At 60.2% G+C, this 23,224-nt stretch carries 22 protein-coding genes; 9 read left to right on the top strand and 13 right to left on the bottom strand.

Going from position 1 to position 23,224, the window contains the following annotated elements:
- Positions 1-24: 24 nt before the first annotated feature.
- The 6 genes from hslV to lptM form a co-directional block, all read right to left on the bottom strand.
- On the bottom strand, positions 25-558 hold the full coding sequence (gene hslV / locus VFN25_RS00765) for an ATP-dependent protease subunit HslV (RefSeq protein ID WP_325137773.1): 534 nt from the start codon (positions 556-558) through the stop codon (positions 25-27).
- Between the two features lie 192 nt (positions 559-750).
- Positions 751-1,092 carry a PRC-barrel domain-containing protein gene (locus tag VFN25_RS00760; protein WP_325137771.1) on the bottom strand — a complete coding sequence of 114 codons (342 nt, stop codon included), beginning with the start codon at positions 1,090-1,092 and terminating at the stop codon, positions 751-753.
- 163 nt (positions 1,093-1,255) lie between these two features.
- Positions 1,256-2,152, bottom strand: coding sequence for a tyrosine recombinase XerC (locus VFN25_RS00755; protein WP_325137769.1), 897 nt, complete (start codon positions 2,150-2,152; stop codon positions 1,256-1,258).
- Positions 2,153-2,156: 4 nt separating this feature from the next.
- Positions 2,157-2,840, bottom strand: coding sequence for a DUF484 family protein (locus VFN25_RS00750; protein WP_325137767.1), 684 nt, complete (start codon positions 2,838-2,840; stop codon positions 2,157-2,159).
- Positions 2,833-3,663, bottom strand: a complete 831-nt coding sequence (gene dapF / locus VFN25_RS00745) for a diaminopimelate epimerase (RefSeq protein ID WP_325137765.1) — start codon at positions 3,661-3,663, stop codon at positions 2,833-2,835. Before dapF ends, VFN25_RS00750 begins: the two co-directional genes overlap by 8 nt.
- 11 nt (positions 3,664-3,674) lie before the next feature.
- Positions 3,675-3,806 (bottom strand): LPS translocon maturation chaperone LptM, encoded by a 132-nt coding sequence (lptM, locus tag VFN25_RS00740; RefSeq protein ID WP_325137763.1) that lies wholly within the window; start codon positions 3,804-3,806, stop codon positions 3,675-3,677.
- A gap of 120 nt (positions 3,807-3,926) precedes the next feature.
- Here lptM and VFN25_RS00735 point away from each other — a divergent pair, with 120 nt between their 5' ends.
- Together VFN25_RS00735 and VFN25_RS00730 are read left to right on the top strand one after the other, a co-directional pair.
- Positions 3,927-4,604: a hypothetical protein gene (locus tag VFN25_RS00735; RefSeq protein WP_325137761.1), complete on the top strand. Its 678-nt coding sequence runs from the start codon at positions 3,927-3,929 to the stop codon at positions 4,602-4,604.
- 128 nt (positions 4,605-4,732) lie between these two features.
- Positions 4,733-6,184 (top strand): hypothetical protein, encoded by a 1,452-nt coding sequence (locus tag VFN25_RS00730; RefSeq protein WP_325137759.1) that lies wholly within the window; start codon positions 4,733-4,735, stop codon positions 6,182-6,184.
- A gap of 14 nt (positions 6,185-6,198) precedes the next feature.
- Here the strand turns inward: VFN25_RS00730 and VFN25_RS00725 are convergent, their stop codons facing one another.
- A complete protein-coding gene (locus VFN25_RS00725; protein WP_325137757.1) occupies positions 6,199-6,696 on the bottom strand; it encodes a GNAT family N-acetyltransferase in 498 nt (165 codons plus the stop codon).
- Between the two features lie 291 nt (positions 6,697-6,987).
- On the opposite strand from VFN25_RS00725, the gene VFN25_RS00720 reads away from it, so the two are divergent.
- Positions 6,988-8,472, top strand: coding sequence for a RimK family protein (locus VFN25_RS00720; protein WP_325137755.1), 1,485 nt, complete (start codon positions 6,988-6,990; stop codon positions 8,470-8,472).
- A gap of 15 nt (positions 8,473-8,487) precedes the next feature.
- On the opposite strand, the gene VFN25_RS00715 is transcribed toward VFN25_RS00720, so the two are convergent.
- A complete protein-coding gene (locus VFN25_RS00715) occupies positions 8,488-8,784 on the bottom strand; it encodes a hypothetical protein (RefSeq protein ID WP_325137753.1) in 297 nt (98 codons plus the stop codon).
- Between the two features lie 160 nt (positions 8,785-8,944).
- On the opposite strand from VFN25_RS00715, the gene VFN25_RS00710 reads away from it, so the two are divergent.
- Genes VFN25_RS00710 through VFN25_RS00700 form a run of 3 tightly spaced genes read left to right on the top strand, consistent with a single transcriptional unit; the run spans position 8,945 to position 12,800 of the window.
- Complete coding sequence (locus VFN25_RS00710) at positions 8,945-10,747, top strand: monovalent cation:proton antiporter-2 (CPA2) family protein (RefSeq protein ID WP_325137752.1); 1,803 nt, start codon at positions 8,945-8,947, stop codon at positions 10,745-10,747.
- A complete protein-coding gene (locus VFN25_RS00705; RefSeq protein ID WP_325137750.1) occupies positions 10,744-12,072 on the top strand; it encodes an FAD-binding oxidoreductase in 1,329 nt (442 codons plus the stop codon). Before VFN25_RS00710 ends, VFN25_RS00705 begins: the two co-directional genes overlap by 4 nt.
- Complete coding sequence (locus VFN25_RS00700) at positions 12,069-12,800, top strand: SDR family NAD(P)-dependent oxidoreductase (RefSeq protein WP_325137749.1); 732 nt, start codon at positions 12,069-12,071, stop codon at positions 12,798-12,800. Before VFN25_RS00705 ends, VFN25_RS00700 begins: the two co-directional genes overlap by 4 nt.
- A 122-nt stretch (positions 12,801-12,922) precedes the next feature.
- Here VFN25_RS00700 and VFN25_RS00695 read toward each other — a convergent pair whose 3' ends face one another.
- Entirely contained in the window at positions 12,923-13,789 is an 867-nt protein-coding gene (locus tag VFN25_RS00695) for a pirin family protein (RefSeq protein WP_325137747.1), read from the bottom strand.
- Between the two features lie 178 nt (positions 13,790-13,967).
- Here VFN25_RS00695 and VFN25_RS00690 point away from each other — a divergent pair, with 178 nt between their 5' ends.
- Positions 13,968-16,628, top strand: coding sequence for a putative peptide modification system cyclase (locus VFN25_RS00690; RefSeq protein WP_325137745.1), 2,661 nt, complete (start codon positions 13,968-13,970; stop codon positions 16,626-16,628).
- Here VFN25_RS00690 and VFN25_RS00685 read toward each other — a convergent pair whose 3' ends face one another.
- A complete protein-coding gene (locus tag VFN25_RS00685) occupies positions 16,629-16,949 on the bottom strand; it encodes an NHLP-related RiPP peptide (protein WP_325137743.1) in 321 nt (106 codons plus the stop codon). It lies immediately after the preceding gene.
- Between the two features lie 327 nt (positions 16,950-17,276).
- Between VFN25_RS00685 and VFN25_RS00680 the strand changes: the two genes are divergently transcribed.
- Complete coding sequence (locus VFN25_RS00680; RefSeq protein ID WP_325137741.1) at positions 17,277-19,943, top strand: putative peptide modification system cyclase; 2,667 nt, start codon at positions 17,277-17,279, stop codon at positions 19,941-19,943.
- Here the strand turns inward: VFN25_RS00680 and VFN25_RS00675 are convergent.
- On the bottom strand, positions 19,910-20,215 hold the full coding sequence (locus VFN25_RS00675; RefSeq protein WP_325137739.1) for an NHLP-related RiPP peptide: 306 nt from the start codon (positions 20,213-20,215) through the stop codon (positions 19,910-19,912). The two genes, VFN25_RS00680 and VFN25_RS00675, sit on opposite strands and share 34 nt — an antisense overlap.
- Before the next feature lie 170 nt (positions 20,216-20,385).
- Between VFN25_RS00675 and VFN25_RS00670 the strand changes: the two genes are divergently transcribed.
- Positions 20,386-21,573 (top strand): putative peptide maturation dehydrogenase, encoded by a 1,188-nt coding sequence (locus VFN25_RS00670; protein WP_325137737.1) that lies wholly within the window; start codon positions 20,386-20,388, stop codon positions 21,571-21,573.
- Between the two features lie 59 nt (positions 21,574-21,632).
- Here the strand turns inward: VFN25_RS00670 and VFN25_RS00665 are convergent, their stop codons facing one another.
- Together VFN25_RS00665 and VFN25_RS00660 are read right to left on the bottom strand one after the other, a co-directional pair.
- On the bottom strand, positions 21,633-22,253 hold the full coding sequence (locus VFN25_RS00665; protein WP_325137735.1) for a nucleotidyltransferase family protein: 621 nt from the start codon (positions 22,251-22,253) through the stop codon (positions 21,633-21,635).
- On the bottom strand, positions 22,237-23,224 hold a 988-nt coding region (locus VFN25_RS00660), incomplete at its 5' end, for an XdhC family protein (protein ID WP_325137733.1). The genes VFN25_RS00660 and VFN25_RS00665, both read right to left, overlap by 17 nt.

The raw sequence follows: 23,224 nt of genomic DNA, 5'->3' as shown, positions 1-23,224 counted from the left end.
ACTCCCGATTTCCGACTCCCGCTCTCACAGCTCCTCAACAGTCACATTGCCATTCGTATAAATACAGATGTCACCGGCGATCTTGAGGGCTTGTTCGACGATTGCGCGGGCGCCGAGATCGGTGTTTTCGATCAGCGCCTTTGCGGCCGCCTGGGCGAAGGGTCCGCCGGAGCCGATGGCGATCAGGCCGTTTTCGGGTTCGACGACATCGCCGTTGCCGGAGATCAGCAGGGACACATCCTTGTCGGCGACTGCGAGCATGGCTTCGAGGCGACCGAGGCGACGATCAGTGCGCCAGTCCTTGGCCATCTCGACGGCGGCGCGGGTCAGGTTGCCGCTGAAGCGCTCAAGCTTGGCTTCGAACAATTCAAACAAGGTGAAAGCGTCAGCGGTTGCACCGGCAAACCCGGCGATCACGTCGCCCTTGCCGAGGCGGCGCAACTTGCGCGCATTGGCCTTCATGATCGTGTTGCCGAGCGTCACCTGGCCATCGCCGCCAATGACGACCTTGCCATTGCGGCGCACCGAAACAATGGTTGTGGCGTGAAAAGATTCCATCGGGAGTCCACATTCGGTTCGAGCCGATCAATCTTGGGGTTGTGCGGGTCATTCCAAGGGGGCCCAGTTTCGCCGGGCTGTGGGCGTGATGGCTGATCCTCAAGCGCCGAACCGGCTCATCGTGCGCCATGCACAAAAAAGGAGACCGGCGGGTGCCGGTCTCCAGGTCTTCACGGTGCTTGAACGCCGATCTCAGCTCTTGTAGTAGGTGCTCAAGCTGGAGGCAAACGCCGAGTCGGCAAAGTTCGGCCAGTTGTCCTTGTCGAAGCCGGGAGCATCCTTGAGGCGCTCCTTGCTGACATTCAGAACAAGCTTGTGATTGGCGTGATCAATGCTGAAAGCCTTCCACGGTACTGCAAACAGCTTGTCACCCATGCCGAGGATTCCGCCGTAGGAAACAACGGCGTAGGCAATCGTTCCGGTGGTCGTATCGAGCATGATTTCCTTCAGATCACCGAGCGATTCACCTTGCGGATTATTGATGCCATCGCCAATCAACGTGGTCGCAGACATGAACTTGTTTGTATTCGTCATCGGGTTCTCCTTGAGCTTGTTGCGGAAGCCGGTTCGGCTGTCTCGCTGTGTGGTTGCAAGCCTGCCCGAACGATCCTGAATCGCGCGCAGAATCCCAATTTTCCATTCATCTGATCGTCAGCTCCGCAGCATGTGCGGTTCAGCCAACACGGTTTGAAGCGAATTATTTGGTACGGCGCTTCGCCCGTGGATGCGCTGCGTCGTAGACCTTGGCCAGATGCTGAAAGTCCAGATGGGTGTAGATCTGGGTGGTGCCGATATCGGCATGGCCAAGCAATTCCTGCACGGCACGCAGGTTGCCCGAGGATTCGAGCAGGTGGCTGGCGCAGGAATGACGCAGCAGATGGGGATAGACGCGCTGCCAGACACCCTGATCCCTGGCCCGGCGTTTGAGTCGTGTGCGCACGCCCTGGGTGCTCAGCGGACGTCCATTTCGGGCGCGCAGGATCAGGTCATCATCGCCGGCCTGATCCTGCACGCGCAGGATTTCAAGCGCGTCCAGGGCCTGCTGCCCGACGGGCACGATACGGGTCTTTGAACCCTTGCCGGTAACCCGCAACATGCCTTCGCCAGCATCCAGATCACGCCAGCGCAGGCTGACGATTTCAGCGACGCGCAGTGCGCTCGAATAGAGCAGCTCAAGCATGGCCCGATCGTGCACGGCGTCGACATCGTCGGTGGGAAATTCAAGCAGGGCGCTCATCTCGTCAGCATCGAGCACTTTCGGCAATTTGCGTGGAACCTTTGGCGAACGTACGCCGACTGCGGGATTGACCTTGACCTCACCGTCGCGGGCCAGATAGCGGAAAAAGCTGCGGCAAGATGACAGGAACAGGCCGAGGCTGGCTGGGGCCAGGCCGCTGCGATGCTGCTCGGCGACCAGCGCTTGCAATTGGCTGCTGCGCAGCTCATTCCATTGGCCGATGCCGATGCGCTCGGCATAGGCGATCAGCTTGGCCAGCGCGCGCGCATAGTTGTCCAGCGTGGATGGCGAGTAGCGCCGCTCGACGCGCAAATAGCCGAGGAATCGGTCAATTGCACGGGAAAGCGACGCGTCCATGTCATCAATCGCCGGCGTAACGACCAACCGCCGCCGACATGGCCTCGGCGATCAGGCGCAGGAACACCGTGCCCATGCCGGGATGGAAGCGATTGGAGTCGAGACTGCCAATGGCAAGCATGCCGACGTCGCCGATCGACAGCAGAACCGCCGATTGCACCTCATTGGCGCGATCGCCGAACAAGGCATCGAGCTTGTCCTGCTGCAAGCGTCCGCAGAGTGGCTCGCCACGTTTCAGAAACTCGGCAAAGGCCGGCATCGAATTGCGCCCGTCAGCCTCGACCAGCAGCCAGTCTGCCGCCGGCAGATTCGGGTCACTATCGAACAGGACGATGCGAACGAGATCGGTGTGGAAATCCTCGGTCAGGCTGGCGACGACGCGAGTCACCGTGTCGGCCAGGCTGTTGGCGCGCATCAAGGCCAGGGTCAGCGTATGCACGCGAACCATCAGGGTCTCGTTCTCGTGGGCGATCTCGATCAGGTCGTGCAAGCGACGCGAATACTCGTTGTTCTTGTCGCGCAGCACCTCGAGTTGGTAACTCGCCAGTGAGGCGGCCGGTCCCTGCTCGCGTGGCAGCCGCAGCAGCATCGCGAGGTCCGGGAATTCCTTGAGGAAGTCCGTATTGCGGCGCAGATAGCTGGCCACTTCCATTGCGTTCAGTCCATCACGCACGCTCAGTTCACTCATGCCATACCCCTTCAAAGACAAACGATGCCGGGCCGGTCATCCACAGCGGATGATCGCGGCCCTGCCATTGGATTTCCAGCATGCCTCCGGGCAAATGCACTTCGGCCAATGCATCAATCTGATTGCGCCGGCGCAATATGGCGACCGCCGCGCAGGCGCCGCTGCCGCAGGCGCGGGTTTCGCCGACGCCGCGTTCCCAGACGCGCAAGGCGATTGTCGAGCGCGATTGAATCTGCGCAAAGCCGACGTTGCAGCCGCGCGGAAACGCCTCGGCGTGCTCGACCGCCGGGCCAATCACATCGACTTCAGCGGCATCCACATTATCAACCTCGATCAGCGCGTGCGGATTGCCCATCGACACCGCGCCGATGCGCACCGAGCCTCCAGCGACATCGATGTCATAGTGATCGCGCTCGTGCGGCACATCGAGTGGCAAGGCCGATGGAGAGAACCGCGGCTCACCCATGTCGACGCGAACGCGCGCATCGGCAAGCACTTCAACACGTACCGGGCCGGACGGACTCATCAGACTGACCAGCCCCTTGCCGAGGCTGCCATCGCGGGCCAGCCACGCGGCCACGCAACGCACACCATTGCCGCACTGCCCCGAGCGCGATCCGTCACGGTTCCAGATGCCGTAGCGAAATGCGCATTCCGGATCGGGGCTGGGTTCGATACTCAGCAACTGATCAAAGCCGACACCGAAGTGACGGTCACCGAGTCGACGAATGGCGACGGTATCGAGCGCCATCGGCCTTTGCCGACAGTCGATCACGACAAAATCATTGCCGATACCGTGCATCTTGCTGAAGGCCATGCCCATGCAAGCAAGCCTCAGCCCTGCGCTGCGTCCGCCGAAACCAAAGCGGTCGGCGCCGAGGGCTTGATCAGATCACCCTTGTTGCCGCAGCCGACCAGGCCGACGAGCACAAGCAAGCAAAGCAAATTTCGGAAAGTACGCAACATCAGCAGGATTCACGGCGAGGAAACTGACCGCGAGTATAGCGCTGCGGCGGCGTCGATCCGTCACCAACGCGTGCCGTCGATTCATGCTTTGGCATGGGCGAAACAGGTATGCTCGCAAGCATGCCCCTGACGCCAATCCTGATTGTCCTTTATATTTTCGCTGGCTTCTGTGCGCTTTTCACATTGATCAGCGGATTCGGCGCGCGCCGTCGCTGGCGCGAACGCCATCGGTTTTCGGCCTGTCATCGCAGCTTGTGGACGATGGTATTTCTTCTGCTGACCGTGCTCGGCGCGTTTTCAGCATCGGCTTTGCTTGGCTATCGCAGGCTGACCACGGAAACCCTGCTGGCCACTTTGCAGGCGCGACAACTCGGGCCGCAACGCTTCAATGTGCGCATCGACTTTCCGGATGGAACCCATCGCAACGTCGGTGTTGCCGGTGATCAATGGCAGCTTGATGCACGCGTGGTCAAGTGGGAACCGCGTGCGGTGATGCTCGGTGCGCCGGTGCTGTATCGCCTCGACCGCATCAGCGGGCGCTACGCCGATGCCGCGCAGGAGAGCGAGCGCGAACGCAGCGTGGTCGCGCTGCATGAGCCCAACCCCCTGGATTTGCTCGACCTGAAGCGCCGTTTTCCACAATGGTTGCCCTGGGTTGATGCCGACTACGGCAGTGCCGCCTACCTGCCACTGGTCGATGGTGGCGAATACCACGTCAGCCTGGCTCCGGCGGGTGGCCTCGTGGCGCGACCAGCCGATGCCATGACCGAGCAGAAGCTGCGCGAAGCGGGTTGGTAGTAGAGCCCTGGCCCGGGCTAGTCTGTTGATCATTCATCGAACCCCTGTTTTTCGGCACAAGGTTCGATGTATCATTTTTGCGCGTTCGAGAGGCGATCGCAGATCAACCCGACAAAGACTTGAAATCCATGGTTCGCAGTTCCGAAAAGCGCGGCTTTACCAAGCGGCGGATCTTCATCATTTTGCTCGGAGTCCTGGCCTTCTGGTGGAGTTGCAGCAACGAAGCCGACCTGATTGCGCATCGTTCGATCGGGCTGGCATTTCCTGATTGGAATATCTACTACGGCAGCATAAGTATCCGGCCGCTGGGTGGCGCATGGGTCAGCGATGTGCTCTTGGTGCCGATCGACGGAGATAAGGAGGAGTCCTACCACTTCGACAACGTCTCTGTCGAAATCCCGATCTTTCAGTTTTTTCGCAGCGCATGGGATTTTGATTTGCTCGAAAGAATTCCTGCCGTCAAGGAGGTGACCCTGCGCTTTGAAGGCGGTAGCGGAGCCATGGGCTGGCCGTTTTCACCCGAGTTGTCCGTATTCGGTACAGCCAGCGCGTCTCCGTTCGAAGCGGAAGGCTGTGCCGAGGATGGTTCCTGGAATTCGGATGAGTTACCCGGCATGGGCCTGAATGCCAAGCCGACCCGACTGACCATGGCTTGGCAGCGAAAACCCGATCGCATCGTCAAGCAACAATCGATCGAGACTCCAGGTGTCGGCCGCGTCGACTATCGCGGTGAACTGCTTGTCCACGACAAGAAATCCTTGCTGAGTCTTGAAGTTGGGGAGGAAGACGAACTCGCCTTGAGCGAATGGCATGTCGTCGATGAGGGATTTGTCGCTGCGCGCAACAAGTTTTGTGCGAACAAGGACGGCATCTCCACGAGTGAATTCACCGCGCGTCATCTGGCATCGGTCCAGCGCATACTCGCGGCGATCGGCATGCAGGCGAGAGAGACAACCATCGCCAGCTATCGCCATTTCGTCGAGAACGGCGGCAACCTCGATCTCGTCGTCAACTACTCACCGACAATTGATGCCGGGGAAAGCGAGGGCGCAGATTGGAGTCGCTGGCTGGCGCGCACGCAAGGCCAGCTCTCGGTGCAGGGCCGCAGCACCGCGCTGAGCCTGCGCAGCATCGATGAACAGCCGTTTCCGCAGAACGACGAGATCAAGAGTACCTGGGACATTGTGCGCATCGAGCAGGAGCGTCGAACAACGACGATGGCGGCTTCCGCGGCGGATGAACGCGTCCCGACCCCAACGGCCGCGACGGCCGATGTTGCAGCGCCCAACCCCGGCGCCGCCAACAGCCCGCCCGTTGTCGAAACGGCCGCGCGGGAAGAGATTCTCTACGCTGAAACGGATGTTCACGAAGAGCGGCCACGAATCATCGACGACTACGCCAAACTGCGTGACGAGGTGGGACAGCGCTTCATGCTCTATTGCAAAGGCAAGTCGCGGATGCGCGTCGAAATTGTCGGTGTCGACAAGGGCGAGATCAAGATACGCCGCTACCTGCGCAGCGGCTGGCTCGAACAAGGCATCAAGCAAGCTTCATTTGAGCGCGCTGAACGCATACGCTGAGCCCCTGCCCTGAGTCAGACTCCAGATAGCGATCGTGCAAAGCGCAACGCATCTTCACCATCCTCGTAGTAGTTGGGTCGCGTCGCAAACAATTGGTAACCGCGGCTCAGGTAGAGCTTTTGCGCGGCGATGTTGTCCCGGCGCACCTCCAGGCGCAGTTGCGTGCAGGCACGCTGGCGTGAGGCCTCTTCACTGGCGGCAAGCAGCGCCGCGCCGAGTCCGAGTCCGCGCGCTCCGGCATCCACTGCGATCGAATACAGGCGGGCAACGCGGCTGTTCCGGCGAAACAGCAGCAACGCAGCGGCATGCACGCGCTGCGAATCCGCCGCAACCAGAACGCACACGCTGTCGCTGACGAGATGGCGTCGCCATTGGCGTGGACTCAGTCGATCGGCGCTGAAGGTTGCGTTTTCTAGCGCGACCAGGCTGTTCAGGTCATCCAGCGTCGCACGACGGATTCGCATGCCGGTTCGGCTGATCTTGTCGCTTCGGGAATCGGCCGGTTGTTTCATGGATCAAGATTATCCCGCAGTGCGACGCGCGACCATGTGATATTCGCCCGATCGAGGCTGGTGCAGGGAAATCAGGACCCGCGTGGCTGTTACCGCAGTATCGTCAAGGCAGATTCTGGCCAGGCATTTCCCGGACAAGCTGAACGACACCTTCGCGCCTTGACGGCGCGGGCGTTGCGAAGCCTCTTCGACGTGGCAAACTTCGCGCGATTGCGACCGCGCGCAACGGTGATCGTGCAGAAAGCCGGTCTGTCGCCGAGTTTCGATCCTCCTTCTGAATGGCCAAGTTGCATGAGTCGTCTCGTCATCGTTGTCGAAAAAGCCTCGGACTGGGGTTCGTACTACCCGTCCGACAACGTGGTGTCGGCACAGGAATACCTGAAGCAACCGCTCAATGAGGATGATGAACGCACCCAGGTCATCAATCTTTGCCGCAGCTACAAATATCTGGGCACCGGTTACTACGTTTCCCTGCTCGCCGAGGCACGTGGGCACAAGGTGATTCCCTCGGTGCGCACGATCAACGATCTGCGTCGACGCTCGCTGTACGGCCTCGATATCGAGGATCTGAGCAGCCGGCTGGGCAAGTTCCTGCCGGCCGGCGGTCGCGATACCACCGATTTCGGCATCCTCGTTTATTTCGGCGAGACTTCGTATCCGACCCTCGAAGACCTCGCCCGCCAGGTGTTCGAAGCCTTTCCGAGCCCGATTCTGCGCATCGAGTTCGAGCGTGATCGGGTCTGGCAGATCAGTGCGATCAAACCGACCGGTCTGCATACGCTTTCCGACGAGCAGGAAGACGCCTTTGCGCAGATCCTCGACCGCTTCTCGCGCAAGCTCTGGCGCAAACCGCGCGCGCGGCGCAAGTTTCGTTTCGATCTGGCCATGCTCGTCGATGCCAACGAGGTCATGCCGCCTTCGAACAAGAAGGCCCTCAAGCACTTTATCGAGGCCGGCAGCGAGCTCGGTATCGAAGTCGATCCGATCGGCCGCAACGATTTCCAGCGTCTGGCCGAATATGACGGCCTGTTCATCCGCGAGACCACGGCACTCGACAACCACACTTATCGTTTCGCGCATCGTGCCGAGAAGGAAGACATGGTCGTCATGGACGATCCCGAGTCGATCCTCAAATGCACCAACAAGATTTATCTGCACGACCTCATGTTGGCGCGCAAGCTGCCGATTCCGCGTACCGAAATTCTCTATCGCGACGATTTCAGGAAACTCGATGAAAGTGCGGCCCGGCTCGGCTTTCCGCTGGTCCTGAAGATTCCGGATGGCTCATTTTCGCGCGGCATCGTCAAGGTCGAGAGCGTCGACAAGCTGAAAGCGGCGGCCGACACACTGTTCCAGCATTCGGCATTGATTCTGGCCCAGGAATTCATGTTCACCGAGTTCGACTGGCGAATCGGGGTGCTCAATCGCGAGCCCTTGTATGCGTGCAAATACTTCATGTCGCGCGGCCATTGGCAGATCTACAACCACGGGGCCAAAGGCACGGCGAAATCCGGCGGTTTCGAAACCCTGCCGATCGAAGAGGCGCCGGCAGATGTGGTCAAACTCGCACTCAGGGCCACCGCGGCGATTGGCGACGGCCTTTACGGTGTTGATATCAAGAAGGATGGCCAACGCCTGGCCATGATCGAGGTCAACGACAATCCCTCGATTGATGCCGGTGTCGAGGACGCGCACCTTGGTGCGGAGCTCTATCGACGCATCATGGCCGAGTTCCTGCGGCGTATGGAAGGCAAGCGCCTCGGCACCCGCCGCTGAGCAAGAGCGAGCGGTTCAACGAATCCGGCGACTGCGCCTGGTGTGAGATCGGCGTTTCAGCAAACTTCGCAATTGCAGCAGACCGCGCGAACGCACCAGCCAGGCAATATTGATCAAGGGCGCGGCGACCAGCCAGAACGGCAGACTCATGCCGGTCATGTCGCCGCCGCGAAGCGACGGAAACAAGACGCTTGCGAGGATTCCGCCAATCGCCCAGATCTGCAGCCACAGCGGCACCAGGCGGGTTTCAGTGCGGGCCATGCGGCGCGTTCGCGTGGCGGTTTCGGTCAAGGTGAACGGGGCAAGCAACATGCGACATCTCCGGTGGTTTTCAGCATCCTGCAAAGCGTCGATCTCAGCAGCTGAGAATGCGGCGATGATTCATGAATTGCGGATCTGCTTCGCGTCGTCGAGGCAACAGTCCCATTACTTCACGCATGCGATAATCCGCCCGCCTTCAATGGAGTGATGCGTGGAATCGAGTCCGTTCATCCAGTACGCGGTGGTTCTGCTGCTTGCTGCCGTCATCGCCGTGCCGTTGGCCAAACGCACGCGGCTTGGCGCGGTACTCGGCTATCTCGCCGCCGGTGCCCTGATCGGCCCGTCATTGCTGAACCTGATCGGCAACGCCGAAGAAATCGCCCACATCTCCGAACTCGGCATCATTTTGATGCTGTTCGTGATTGGTCTGGAACTGTCACCGCAGCGGCTCTGGGTCATGCGCCGCCAGGTGTTTGGCTTCGGCAGCGTCCAGGTCGTGCTCAGCGCGCTGGTGATCGGTTCGATATGTCTGGCCTTCGGACTGCACTGGAAGGTCGCGCTGGTCATCGGGCTCGGCCTGGCCTTGTCATCGACCGCGATCGGCTTGCAGATTCTTGCCGAGCGCAAGGAATTGCAGAGCCCACACGGCCGCCTCGGCTTCGCCATCCTGTTGTTCCAGGATGTCGCCGCGATTCCGATACTCGCACTGGTTCCGCTACTCGCCGTCAGCCAGGGTGCCGACAACAGCTTGCCGACCTGGGCCATCGTGCTGCGCGTCGTCGCGACCATCGCCATCGTCATTGTCGGCGGACGCCTGCTGCTGCGACCGCTGTTCCGCATCGCCGCGCGAACGCAGCTGCCTGAAGTCTTCACCGCCTGCACCTTGCTCGTCGTTCTCGGCACCGCATGGTTTGCCCAGCTCGGCGGCATCTCGATGTCACTGGGCGCGTTTCTCGCCGGTGTCCTGCTCGCCGACTCCGAATACCGGCACGAGATCGAAGCACGCATCGACCCGTTCAAGGGCTTGCTGCTCGGATTGTTTTTCATGAGTGTCGGCATGACCGCTGACATCCATCTCGCAATCAGGGAGCCGCTGCTGATCGTGACCATCCTCGCCGGCTTGATCGCCATCAAGGGCTTGATCCTGTTTGGCGTTGGCCGCCTCGCCGGCGAGGCCAACGACAGTTCGCTCAAGCTTGCCGCGGTACTCGCCCAGGGTGGTGAGTTTGCCTTCGTCGTGTTCACCCTGGCCGTACAGAATCAATTGCTCGATACGCATCTTCGCAATGTGCTGATCGTCGCCATCACCTTGTCGATGGCGGTGACGCCGTTGCTGGTGATCGGCTTCGCACGGTTGAAGCCAAAACAGACGGCGGCCAAGCCCGTCTATGATCAAATCGATGAGGATGAACTTCCGCGCGTAATCATTGCCGGTTTCGGTCGATTCGGTCAGATCATCGCCCGCGTTCTGCGCGCCAATCAGATTTCATTCACGGCCATCGAAAGCTCAATCGAGCAGGTCGAATTCTCACGGCGCTTTGGCAACAAGATCTACTATGGTGACCCTTCACGAAGTGACCTTCTGCGCTCGGCGAATGTCGGCAAGGCCGAAGTTTTCATTGTCACCACCGATGATCCGGAAACCAACATTCGTACCGTACGTCTGGTCCGGCAGTTGTATCCCGAGCTCAAGGTCTTCGCCCGCGCGCGCAATCGCCAGCACGCCTTCCGGCTCATGGATCTCGGTGCAAAGGTCGTCCGCGAGACATTCCATTCCAGCCTGGCCATGACCCAGCACGTGCTCGAACAGCTTGGCCTCGATGCCGCGCTTGCCGCACGACGCGTCGACACGTTTCGCGAGTTCGACGAGAAGCTGTTGCTGGAGCAGCATCTGTTCTACGACGACGAAGCGGCGATCATCCAGAACGCCCGCGATGCCCAGCAAGATCTCAATCGCCTGTTCGAGGCCGACATGGCGCGCGACCGCAGATCCGGCAAAGAGGCTGAGTCGTGAGTCGCCGACGCGGTTTTGCGCTCGCCGAAACCGAGCTGCGCAGCTTCGATCGCAGTGTCTCGCTGCGTTGTCATGTGCAGCGACCCGATCGCTATCGTTTGATCGAGGCGCTGCCTGCCGATGTGCCACGCATCACCCGCGGTGCCGGTGTTTCGTATGTCGCTGCGAGTTTTGCCAATGACAGTGTTGCGCAGGATATTTCCTCGTTTGATCGAATTCTCGAATTCGATGCTGAGCGCGGATTGATCAAGGTCGAAGCCGGAGTGCCGATCGCTGTGGTCGTGCGTTTCGCGCTCTCGCAGGGTTGGTTGTTGCCGGTCGCACCGGGTCACCCCCGGGCCAGCGTCGGTGGTTGTATTGCTGCCGATGTGCACGGCAAGAACCCGGCCCGCGATGGAACCTTCCGTCGTCACGTCGAGACGATCGAACTGTTTGATCCGCTCAGTGGCTGGCTGAAGCTCGATCGCACCGAGAATGGCGCACGTTTTGCTGCCTGCTTCGCCGGTTTCGGCATTCCGGGGCTCATCGCCACGGCAACCTTGCGGCTGGTTCCGGCTGCGAGCGGCTACTCGCTGCGCAGCGTCGCCGTGGCCGGTCTGCGTGAGGCTCGCGAAGTCCTGCTCGCGCACGCCACTGCACCTGTGTTGTACGGTTGGCATGATGGCCAACCCGGATGTTTCGGTCGCGGCGTGATTCGCTTCGGTCTCGAATCCAAGGAGCCGATCACGGGCAAGACCAAGCGCGCCGCTGACCTGCCGATCGCAGTCAAGCCATGGCCCGTGTGCGCCTGGAATCGCGGCGGCATCGCGGCGATGAACCAACTGATTCGCCGTCGCCATGGTCCCGGCCAAACCCATGTCGGAATCGAATCCGCGCTATTTCCACTCAATGATGCGCGCGCCTACTACGCCGGCTTCGGCGCTGAAGGATTTGTCGAGGCGCAATGGTTGCTGCCGCATGCGCGTTACGACGAGTTCGTCGCCTCACTTGAGGCCGAAGTCGCGCGCCTTCGACCGCGAATCAGCCTGATTGCGAGCAAATTGTTCGATGGCGTTGCCGAGGGCTTCAGCTTCGATGGCAAGGGCATATCGCTGGCCATCCAGATTCCGCAACCGAAGGCGAAAACGCAGGCTGCTTTCATCGAGTCACTCACCGAACTGGCCCTGATCCACGCCGGTCGGCCCAATCTGATCAAGGATTCAAGTCTCAGCGCAGCCTGTGTGCAACGCGGTATCGCGGACTTCTCCTCGCATCGCGATGGTCTACGTGTCTTCGACCCGAATCAGTTGCAACAATCCGAACTGACGCGGAGGCTGGAGCTGTGACGGCCATCGTTGTCGGCGCCTCCAGCGGCCTTGGCCGCGCCCTCAGTCTGGAACTGGCGCGCACGGGCCAAGCCTTGCTGTTGATCGCCTCGGATGCGCGCGATCTCGAAGCACTTGCCTGCGACCTTCGGCTGCGATTCAAGGCTGTCGTGGAAACCCTGGCGATGGACCTGGCCGCGACCGCCGATCCGGGAGGCTGCGTGCTGCAGGCGCTCGCCGCACTTCCGCCGCCAAGCGCCCTGCTGCTTGCTGTTGGCATGTCGCGCAGCGATGACGATGGTTCGTTGCCGGTTGCTGCAATTGGCCAGCTGCTCGCCATCAACCTGCATGCGCCACTGGCCATCGCCCATGCGCTGTTGCCCGGCCTGCTCGAAACGAAGGGCTCGATCGTCGGCTTCGGCAGCATTGCCGCGGCCCGCGGGCGCAGCCGCAATATCGTCTATGCGGCGGCCAAGCGGGGTCTCGAAACCTTCTTCGAGAGTCTGCGTCACCGACATTCTCCGGTTTCATTGCATGTGCAGTTCTACCGGCTTGGCTTCCTGCGCAGCAATCTCACCTACGGCATGAAATTGCCGCTACCCGCGGCCGAGCCGGACGCCGTCGCGCGCAAGGTTGTTTCCAGACTGGCGCGTGGCTCATTCGATCGCTACGAACCGCGCTGGTGGGGCGTGATCGCCCTGCTCATCCGCAGCCTGCCCTGGTTTGCTTTTCGCAAAATGAAAGAGTGAGGATTCGCTGGCAAGTCTTCGCATTCGAGTGCAGACGATGGGCCAGATTCGATGGTGTTGGATCAACAGTCCCTTCTCCACCCTCGGGAGAAGGGATAACTCAAGGTCTTTGATCCGCCAGATCAGAACGCGCCCGATTGAAAATCGCGGATGGCTTCGACGATCTGCTCGGGAGTGTTCATCACGAACGGGCCGTGTTTGGCGACCGGCTCGCGTAGCGGCTTGCCGGCGACGATGATCAACCGGGTGGCGCTGTCGCCAGCCGCGACATGCACACGATCACCTTCGACGAGCACCGCCAGTCCGCCACGATCAACGGTTTTCGCAGCCGGCCCGGCACCGATCGAAGCAGAACCCTCATATACATAGGCAAACGCGTTGTGGCCTGCGGGCAATGGCACATCAAACGCGCGGCCCGGCTGCAGTGACAGGTCAACATAGACCGGCTCGGTGGCGACGCCGCTGACCGGCCCGACCACGTCGTCGATCCGGCCTGCAATCACACGCAAGGCAACGCCTGTGGTCGGTTCAAGTTCGGGGATATTGTCGGCAGGGATGTCCTGATAGCGGGGTGCGGTCATCTTGTCCCGGGCCGGCAGGTTGACCCAGAGCTGGAAGCCCCACATCAAACCGTCTTCCTGCTCGGGCATTTCCGAGTGCAGGATGCCGCGCCCGGCGGTCATCCATTGCACGCTGCCGGGCGAGAGCAAGCCGCTGTTGCCCTGGTTGTCGGCATGGCGCATGCGCCCGGCGAGCATGTAGGTCACGGTTTCAAAACCACGATGCGGATGATTCGGGAAACCGGCCAGATAATCGTCGGCTTGATCAGAACGGAATTCATCAAGCATCAGGAATGGATCGAGCATGTCGAAATCGCGTTGACCGATGATCCGGTTGAGCTTGACCCCGGCTCCGTCGCTGACCGCTTGACCCTTGACGACTCGGCTAACTGAACGAGAACCCGAGGGTATGGACGCCTGAGTGTTCATGCAAAGCTCCGATTGCGGGAAGACCAGCTACATGGAGCTTGTCAGTCCTGCCTGCAAGTGTCGCCTGCTGAACGGTCCGTTTCGCGCCCAGAACGGGTTGCCGACCGCCGCTGAGCTGGAATTTGTGCACTACCTGGCGCACAATAGTTTGTCCCGCTGCGAAAAACAGGGATGGGACGTGAGCGCAGGCATTGTCGCCGAAGTGGAACCACAATCCAGAGCCAGTTCGGTGCTGCGTACTCTGGTGCTCTGCGATCTGGTCGATTCAACTGGACTGGTCGAGCGCATGGGCGATCTCGCCGCGGCGGAACTGATCCGCAAGCATGACCGTCTGGCACGCACCCTGGCCGATCGCCATCACGGTCGCGAGATCGACAAGACCGACGGTTTCATGATGATGTTCGAACGCCCGATCCAGGCGGTCGGCTTTGCATTGGACTACCAGCGCGGCCTCAAGCAGCTCAACGCAGCCGAGCAAGTGAACCTGTCAGCCCGGGTCGGCATCCACGTTGGCGATGTCGTGGTCTGGGACAACAGCGCCGAGGACATCGCCAAGGGTGCCAAGCCAACCGAAGTCGAAGGTCTGGTCAAACCGGTCACCTCACGCCTGATGAACCTGGCCCTGCCCGGCCAGATCCTGCTTTCGAATATCGCCTACTCACTGGCCCATCGGGCTCAAGGAGAATTGGGCGAGTATCTGGAAACCGCGCGCTGGCGTACGCACGGCCGCTATCGTTTTCGTGGCGTTCCCGATCCGGTAGCGGTTTTCGAGGTCGGCGAGGAAGACCTCGCTCCGCTCAAGGCACCGCCGTGGTCGAGCAAGGCCCATCGTGAAGTTCCTTTCTGGCGCAGGCCGACTACAGTGGTTTTCGAGGCGCTGATCATCGCCGTCCTGATCGCGGTGCCGCTGGTCATGTTCCTGCGGCCGGATCCGGCCATCGCCTTTGCCCAGCGCGACTGGGTCGTGGTTGGCAGCCTGCACAACCTCACCGGTGAAACGGTGTTCGACGATGCACTCGAAGGCGCGCTGCGCATCGGCCTCGAACAATCGCGCTACGTGAATGTGATGCCCGACCTGAAAGTGCGCGACACGATCACACGCATGCAGCGTGATCCGGACCAGACCAAGGTCGATCGTGTGGTCGGCTCGGAAGTGGCCATTCGTGACGGAGCTCGCGCCCTGATCCTGCCAACCATCGCCGAGATTGGTGGGCGCGTGCGCATCACCGCCGAAGTGATCGATCCGCACACGCAAACCACGGTGTACTCGGAGACGGCCGACGGCATCGGCAAGGAGTCGATCCTGCCCTCACTGGACACGATCAATGAGCGCCTGCGCGTACGCCTCGGCGAAGCCCTGGCAACGGTGTCGAACGAATCCATGCCGCTGGAAAAGGTCGCGACTGAAAACCTCGATTCGCTGAAGGCTTTTTCCCTTGCAACAACGACAAGCAACAAGGGTGACATCATCCAGGCCAATGTGTTGTTGAAGAATGCGATCGCTCTTGATCCCAATTTTTCACGGGCCAGAATCGATCTTGCCGGAGCCTTGTTGATCCAGGGACACCGTGAAGAAGCCAGAAAGCAGCTCAATACGGCTTTGACTTCCGAAGAACGTCTTTCCCCTCGCGACAAGTTCATGGCTGAAGCCATGCTCGCCGATTTCGTTTCGCCCCGGGAGTCGTTGCGAAAATGGAAGGCGCTTGCGCAGTCGTTTCCCGACTTTTTCCCGGCCCAGGGCACCTATGGATTCTATGCGTGGGCCTACGCAAATGACTATTCCGAAGCACTCGAAGCGACGAAACGCAACGCGGTAGCGCAGAACCCGAACAGGGGCACCGGTATCTACCTGCTCGCCACGCTTTTGACCGGGCGCGAGCAATACAGCGAGGCCGCGCAGCAGTTCGCGCTCGCCGAGAGCCTGGGGATCCACTACCAGAACACGTTCTATGCGGCCGCGTACGCTGCTCAGAGGAATTACAAGAAGGTTGCGCAACTTCTGGCTGCGGGACGAGCTGCCGATTCCGAAAATACTCGGATTTCGCTACAAACCTACAAACTGGCCTTTGCGATTGATCAGGGCAAATGGGACGAATCACGTTTGCTTCTCGATGGCCCGGACCGCCAGCGCATGCGCCTGAGTGAGGAAAATGCATCACAGCTGCACGATGCCGAACTCGGCACGCGAATGATTCTTGCATCCGAGAATGAGCGGTCAGGTCTGGGTAGAACCGACAAATTGCTCAGCGGGCAAGAATCCATGCAGAGCGCGGATGAGAGCGAATATTCACGAAACTCGAGCTTGTTGTTCCGCGCCTACATGGCAAGCAAATACATGAACGATGCCCTCGCAACGAAATTGCTGGACAAGGTGGACACGGCGCTGACTACGACAGACTTCCCGGATCTCATAAAGCTGAAGGCGATTGTCGACGCGCAACGCAAACTATCCAACAAGTCTTCATCAGTCGATGTGCAAACATTGAACGGCCTTGTCGATGGCACCGAACTGAATGTCACCCACTTGCTCTTGATGGAGGCATTTGAACGAACAGGTGACTACCGATCAGCTCGCGAACAAGCCCGATGGCTGGCAAGTCATCGGGGTCGTGCTTACACACAGTCAAGTGTTGGCTCTGCGTTCGTCCCGTTTGATGTCGCGCAGTCAAATCTTGCGCTGCTCTACGACGCGGAATATTCGAGCCAACTTGGCCAACAGGAGTCGGCTCGACGGGCACTTTCCGAGTTCGAAAAGGTATGGCCGCTTGACGGTAGTCCGGAGTGGATTGCGGCTCGTGCAAAAACTCTCCGTGCCAAACTCGCCAAGCAAGCCAATTGATCAGCTTTTGAGATTGAGCTTCGGCGTATTCATCGTCATCGCGTTGGTCACAACTGAATCGTTGAGCTGGCCCGATGCGGAGAGGAATGCGCCCTTGTCCGCCAGCTTGGCCGGAGTCATGCATTTGGCATCCAGTTTTTCGATCGTCTCCGCAGCAACACCGATTGATCGAAGCGCCTCTGCTGGCTGGGCCTCAAACAAACTACGGAATGCATCGTCGCTACCAAGCTTGCGGAGCAGTGTGACTGCCTGGTCTCTGCTCAATGTTGAATCTGGCATTTGGACTTCCCCCTGTGGATTGGTCGCACGAAACTGCCACAATCAGCATCCTGGCATGGTCGCAGCAGTAACGTGGCCAGCCGTCTGGACTGGCATGCTGAGTTTAGCAGCCTGTCGGAGTTGACTCGGCTGGGCTGCGAATCCGCCTGAACGGTCCATATTTCCGCCGATTTTTGACCCATAGCACCACTATGGGCCTGCAAACCGTCGAAAATCTGGCCTCGCCCAGCCGAATTTTCGCCTCAACCGGCATAGTCCGACAGGCTGCTAGTGCGATTTTCAAAGGATCGCGAGGGTGCAAAGTGGCATGCGTGATGCATGCAGCGCACAATGGGAGGATATGAAATTGGCTATGGATCGATCCATCACGTGACTGCTTTGAACGCTCCGGTTTCAACGCCCGACAGTGTCGCCAGCTCGCTGCTGCGTACTCTGCTGCTTTGCGATCTGGTTGATTCGACCGGACTGGTCGAACGCATGGGCGATTTGGCAGCGGCGGAACTGATCCGCAAGCACGATCGTCTGGCCCGTACCTTGGCCGAGCGCCATCACGGTCGCGAGATCGACAAGACCGATGGTTTCATGATGATGTTCGATCGTCCGGTCCAGGCGGTTGCCTATGCCCTGGACTACCTGCGTGGCCTCAAGCAGCTCAATGCCGCAGAGAAAGCGAACCTGTCGGCCCGGGTCGGAATCCACGTCGGCGATGTCGTGGTCTGGGACAACAATGCCGAGGACATTGCCAAGGGGGCCAAGCCGGTCGAGGTTGAAGGCCTGGTCAAACCGGTGACGTCGCGGCTGATGAACCTGGCCCTGCCCGGCCAGATCCTGCTCTCGAACATCGCCTACTCGCTGGCCCACCGCGCCCAGGGCGAACTTGGGCCTCAGTTCGCCGATATCCGCTGGCGCACGCACGGTCGCTATCGATTCCGTGGCGTGCCCGAACCGGTGGCGGTATTCGAGGTTGGCGAGGAAGGCCTCGCTCCGCTCAAGGCGCCGCCGTGGTCGAGCAAGGCGCATCGCGAAGTGCCATTCTGGCGTCGTCCGGCAACGGTGGTGATCGAAGCGCTCGTGGTGATCGCTCTGGTTGCGATTCCGGCCTTGATGTTCCTCAAACCTGACCCGGCCATCGCCTTTGCCAGTCGGGATTGGGTCGTGGTCGGCAGCCTGCACAATCTCACCGGCGAAACGGTATTCGACGATGCCCTCGAAAGCGCGCTGCGCATCGGCCTCGAACAATCGCGCTATGTCAACGTGCTACCCGATCTGAAAGTCCGCGACACGATTACGCGCATGCAGCGCGATCCGGACGAGACCGAAGTCGATCGCCAGGTCGGCTCTGAAGTCGCCATCCGGGATGGCGCGCGAGCACTGATCCTGCCGACCATTGCCGAAATCGGTGGACGCGTGCGCATTACCGCCGAAGTGATCGATCCGCACACGCAGACGACGGTCTATTCCGAAACCGCCGACGGCATCGGCAAGGAATCGATCCTGCCCTCGCTGGATACGATCAACGAGCGCCTGCGCGTGCGCCTCGGTGAGGCCCTGGCGACGGTGTCGACAGAATCCAAGCCGTTGGAAAAAGTAACGACGAAGAATCTCGATGCGCTGAAAGCCTTTTCCTTGTGCACGGCCGAAAATGGCCGAGGCCGGTTTCCGGAAGCGATAGCCTTGTGTCAGCAAGCCCTCGGCATCGATCCAGACTTCGCTTCCGCAAATATTCGTCTTGGCGTAATGTATTTCAGTACCGGCAAATCAATCGAAGCAACGAACGCATTGAAACTCGCACTGGCCAAGCGGGAACGCTTGACGACGCGCGATGCGCTGTTTGCGGAGGTGATGCTGGCGACGGTTGAGTCGAAGTCGGATGTCTTGCCGCGCTGGAAGGCGCTTGCCGCTGCCTACCCCGATTTTTTCGCCGGAACCGGAGGATATGCCTATGTAGCCTGGCGTGATGCCAATCGCTTCGACAAGAGCGTTCTTGAAGCTGCGCAGGCATCAGCCGCCCCGCAGAATCCGAATCGAACGCCGGCCCTGCACCTTTTAGGAATTCTCAATCTCGGCAATGAGCAGTTTGCCGAGGCGTTTGAAAATTTTGCTGATGCCGAGGCAGCTGGAATAGCTCGCACCGAATATCACGCGGCGACCGAGGCCGCAAAACGCGGGTTCAAAGCGGCCGAGGCCACACTATCGAAATCCGCCGACGCCAACGCCACGGATAACCCTGCCGTCAGCAGTATTCGCAAGATGCTTTCCGCTTCATTTCTAGTCGACCAAGGTCGGTTTGAATCGGCGCAAACGCTACTTGCCAATGCAGCCAGGCAAGCCTCTGGTGCAGCCAGCCTGGCGCACATCTACGAAATCGCAACGTTTGGCCTGCAGGCGGAGCTTGAAAGCAGCGACAAGCGAACTGCGGACGAGCTCAAGGCGCTTCTGGCTACGTCCAGGCAGCAGCAAGGCGACGCAGCAGGTGCGCGACCGATGGTCGACTCCGGAATCGCCATGATCGCCTTTCTGGCCGCACGACAGGGCGATACAAGTCTGGCTAGAACCGCGCTTTCGCAATTGAGAGCTGATGCATATCCCGACTATTCCGTGATTCGCAAACTGCAGGCGGTTGCGCAGGCTGAAGTTGATCGATCACAAGGCAATAGCAAACTCGCGACTACCAAGCTCACTTCCTTGCTCGATGGTAGTGAGTTGTTTCTAACCCATGCCGCCCTGCTTGACGCCTATGCCGACCAGAAGCAGTTCGACAAGGCTATTGGCGAGGCTCAGTGGCTTGCTCAGCATCGCGGCCGCGCCTATGCCGAATCGAGCCAGGGCCACTTGCTGATGGTCATCAACGTCAAGTTCACAACGCTCGCTTTTCTGCGTGGTGCTGAACTCGCTGCTGAAAGCCACAAGTTCGCAGAAGCCAACGCAATGATGAAATCATTTCTTGAGGCATGGCCGGATGCAAGAACGCACCCGGCCCTCAAACTTCGACTTTCGCGTCTTCAGGCCGTCTTGTCCGAACCATCATCGCCATAGTTGAGACGCATCAAGGGAAAGATCAGACAGACATGCTCACTGATATTCGCCTCGGCCAGCTTGCCGTGTGCGGTTGCGATATCAGCTTTCTCCGCCAGCTTGCCCGGCTTTAGCGCAGCAGTATCCAGCGCTGAAATCTGCTCGTCTGATACGCCGATTTCCTTCAAGGCATCGGCAGGACTCTTCTCGTATCGAGCGCGATAGTCATCATCAGTCGACAGCTTCTTCATCAGCTGAAGTTCTTGTTCCTTCGGCAAGCGTGATCCGCTCATTTCACTTTCCCCAGGCTAGTTGGAATGGATGGAGGGCCGACAGTCGACGTTGCGAAGCATCCGTGCGCCCGCAACCGATCAGCCCGCGCGACGAAGAACACGTTTGACCCTTGTCCCCCACGCCCCGCGCTGCGTAGGCTAGCAGATCTCTTTCGTCTGGAAACTGCTCCATGCAAGTACGCCGTTGCGCCGTGGTTTTTGTCGAACCGCGTGAACGCCTGGATTTTGACCTGGGCCGATTGGTCGAGGGCGGCACCGGTGTCGAGTCGGTCCGCGAATGGATTGCCCTGACCGCTCATCTCGATGAAGAGCAGGTGCTCGATGCCGACGAAGTGCATGCGCTTGGACAGCTGTCCCCCGATGCATGGATTGATTGGGGAGAGCTCAACAGTCGGCAGCCTGGCGCGTCGCTTGAAAGTCTGCTTGCGAAGGGAATCCTGATCAGCGATGCCGCCGAACACGCCGACATGCGAGATCAGGATGACAACGTACGGGCCAGCCACTGGAAGGGAATCTCGGCCGTCGCGCAACGGCACACGCGCTGGCGCGCAATCGATACGCTGGAAGCCGAGCGTCGCTTTGGCCGCGAAACCGATCGACCATTCCTTGAGCGGCTGGGCACTCCTGAAGCGCCCGTACGCGAGCGCGTTCCGTCCGAACAACGCATCGGCTTGGCCAAGCCGTCTGACACCGAACTCGAAGCGCTGATCCGGCAACGCGTGACCTGTCGCAACTGGGATACCTCGAAACCGATGTCAGCCGAGGATTTCGCCAGCATCATGTTCCGCACCTTCGGCGCCCGCGCGGTCAGCGATGAGCCGGGCATCACCGTCATGAAGCGCGCCGTGCCGTCGGCCGGCGGCTTGCACCCGACCGAGGCCTATCTGCTGGTGCAGAATGTCGAAGGCGTGAAGTCCGGTCTCTATCACTACCACCCGATTGATCACGCGCTCGAACCGCTGGGCGATGTTCCGGAAAACGAGAGTGCTGAGCTGGCCCTGCGCATTGTCGCCGGCCAGCGCCATTTCATGAAAGCCCATGTGCTGATCGTGCTGGCCAGCCGCTTCCGCCGCACGTTCTGGAAGTATCGCAATCACGCCAAGGCCTATCGAGCGGTGATCCTCGATGCCGGTCATCTTTCGCAGACCTTGTATCTCGCCGCCGCCGAACGCGGACTCGCCGCCTTCATCACCGCGGCGGTCAATGAACGTGATATCGAGGAGATCTTTGGCCTCGATCCGATGCTCGAAGGCGTGCTCGCGGTCAGCGGTTTTGGCTGGCGTGGCGATCTCGTCGATGAGGTCGAGTTTGATCCGCTTGGCAGCGTTTGGCCACGTGCAGCGGATACCCGCGCGTGAAGGGCTGCAGCGTGGCTTCGGCGAGCTTTCGCAGGAGCGCCTGAAGGGGGCTCCTACAATTATCGCTTTGTCGATGTCGTGAATTCGAGGCGGGCAAGATCAGCTTCGGTGTCGATGTCAGAGGCGAGACTGGGTGCAGCAATCACGCAGACCTCATCTTTGCGAGCGCGCAGAAGATCACGTGCACCGTGATCGTTGTCGCGATCGATCAAGTCCTTGAACCACCGCCGCGGCAATATCGCCGGAACGCCAATCGTCTCGGCGTAGCCACTGGCCGCCGCATTGGCGGGTTGCTTGCACCACGCATCGCGCAAGGCACACAGATGCCTGGAAGTCAGCGCCGGTTGATCGGTCAGCACGATCAATGCCGCTTCGCATTCCGCTGCCAGCGAGCGCAGCCCGGCCTGCAATGAAACCGACATTCCACGCCTGGCATCGGCGCAGGGTGTGATCCGGCACGCGAGGTCGGCAACCGCCGCAGGAATTCGTGGGTCACCTTCCGCGCTGACCACGATGCAATCGAACGGCGCGGTCTCGAGCGCGAATCGAACGGCTCGATGCACCAGCGTTTCACCATCGACCTCGATCAGCGCCTTGGCCTTTCCCAACCGTCGTGATGAACCCGCCGCGAGAACGATGACGCCATGCCGAGGAGCCTGATCCTCAGGCGTGTGCGTCATGTGAAAAGTAATATTGAAGCTGCGCAATGATCGCCAACGCAGTGACCTCGGGTCCGTCCCCGCCGAGGCGCAATCCGGCTGGTGCGTACAAACGCGGCTCAAGCTGGGTGGCAACAATATCGCCGACCCTGGCGAGCAAGGCTTCGCGCCGTTCCGGTGGCCCGAGCAGGCCGATGTAGCCGATTCCGCAGGCACCTAGCTGGCGCAGATGGGCAAGATCAATGTCGAAATCATGGCCACCGATGATGACCGCATCGAAGTGACGTTCCGAGAGCAAGGTCGGCAGCGACTCCGGCTTGTTGTCATGTTGCTGGTCGATCTGACGACTGGTTGCCGACGTCACCGCGTCGGCGCGCGCATCGACCACTTCGGCGAACCAGCCGAGGAGATGGGCCTGGCGCACGATGGCCAGCGATTCGGCGCCGCCACCCAGGAGTGCGATGCGTGGCGGTGGGGCGAGACTCAAGGTGACATGGCGATCGAATGCATGCGCATCCTCCAAAGCGAGGCCACGATTGTCGAAACCAAACACCTCGGCACCGATGCGTGCTTCGCCGAAACCGGGAGCAAACTGGCCACCGCCGAGTTCGAGCCGCAAGCGCAACCAGGCACTGCGACGGCATGCACTGACCAAGGCATCTCGCAACGGCGATGACTGGGAAGGCATCGGCAACATGAGGATGCGCAAGGAATCGCCGGGCTGATCCGAACCAGGGGCCGCGTTGCTGCTGTCATCTGCGCTATCGAAAACAAGCAGTGAGGCGTAACCCGTGGCCAAAACCTGACGCGCAGACTGTGCAAGGGATCGTTCCAATCCACCACCCGCGAGCGTTCCGGCTTGATGGCCACGACCATCGAACAACGACATCGCCCCACACTTCCGCGCACTGCTGCCGGAAATTTCAATGACGACGCCCACCACCGCATCCACGGATTGCTCGGCAAGACGGTTCGCGCAATCAATCAAGCCG

Origin of the sequence: Dokdonella sp., assembly GCF_035703485.1 — a bacterium.
In the GTDB taxonomy this organism is placed as follows: domain Bacteria; phylum Pseudomonadota; class Gammaproteobacteria; order Xanthomonadales; family Rhodanobacteraceae; genus Dokdonella.
The sequence above is the reverse complement of the archived record's forward strand: the minus strand, read 5'-3'. Positions and strand labels throughout refer to the sequence as shown.

Excerpts from the sequence above, each read along its gene's own strand:
- VFN25_RS00755 (WP_325137769.1), bottom strand. The coding sequence starts at position 2,152 with ATGGACGCGTCGCTTTCCCGTGCAATTGACCGATTCCTCGGCTATTTG.
- VFN25_RS00760 (WP_325137771.1), bottom strand. The coding sequence starts at position 1,092 with ATGACGAATACAAACAAGTTCATGTCTGCGACCACGTTGATTGGCGAT.
- hslV (WP_325137773.1), bottom strand. The coding sequence starts at position 558 with ATGGAATCTTTTCACGCCACAACCATTGTTTCGGTGCGCCGCAATGGC.
- VFN25_RS00695 (WP_325137747.1), bottom strand. The coding sequence starts at position 13,789 with ATGAACACTCAGGCGTCCATACCCTCGGGTTCTCGTTCAGTTAGCCGA.
- VFN25_RS00715 (WP_325137753.1), bottom strand. The coding sequence starts at position 8,784 with ATGTTGCTTGCCCCGTTCACCTTGACCGAAACCGCCACGCGAACGCGC.
- VFN25_RS00735 (WP_325137761.1), top strand. The coding sequence starts at position 3,927 with ATGCCCCTGACGCCAATCCTGATTGTCCTTTATATTTTCGCTGGCTTC.
- dapF (WP_325137765.1), bottom strand. The coding sequence starts at position 3,663 with ATGGGCATGGCCTTCAGCAAGATGCACGGTATCGGCAATGATTTTGTC.
- VFN25_RS00725 (WP_325137757.1), bottom strand. The coding sequence starts at position 6,696 with ATGAAACAACCGGCCGATTCCCGAAGCGACAAGATCAGCCGAACCGGC.
- VFN25_RS00670 (WP_325137737.1), top strand. The coding sequence starts at position 20,386 with ATGCAAGTACGCCGTTGCGCCGTGGTTTTTGTCGAACCGCGTGAACGC.
- VFN25_RS00730 (WP_325137759.1), top strand. The coding sequence starts at position 4,733 with ATGGTTCGCAGTTCCGAAAAGCGCGGCTTTACCAAGCGGCGGATCTTC.
- VFN25_RS00675 (WP_325137739.1), bottom strand. The coding sequence starts at position 20,215 with ATGAGCGGATCACGCTTGCCGAAGGAACAAGAACTTCAGCTGATGAAG.
- VFN25_RS00750 (WP_325137767.1), bottom strand. The coding sequence starts at position 2,840 with ATGAGTGAACTGAGCGTGCGTGATGGACTGAACGCAATGGAAGTGGCC.
- VFN25_RS00720 (WP_325137755.1), top strand. The coding sequence starts at position 6,988 with ATGAGTCGTCTCGTCATCGTTGTCGAAAAAGCCTCGGACTGGGGTTCG.
- lptM (WP_325137763.1), bottom strand. The coding sequence starts at position 3,806 with ATGTTGCGTACTTTCCGAAATTTGCTTTGCTTGCTTGTGCTCGTCGGC.
- VFN25_RS00665 (WP_325137735.1), bottom strand. The coding sequence starts at position 22,253 with ATGACGCACACGCCTGAGGATCAGGCTCCTCGGCATGGCGTCATCGTT.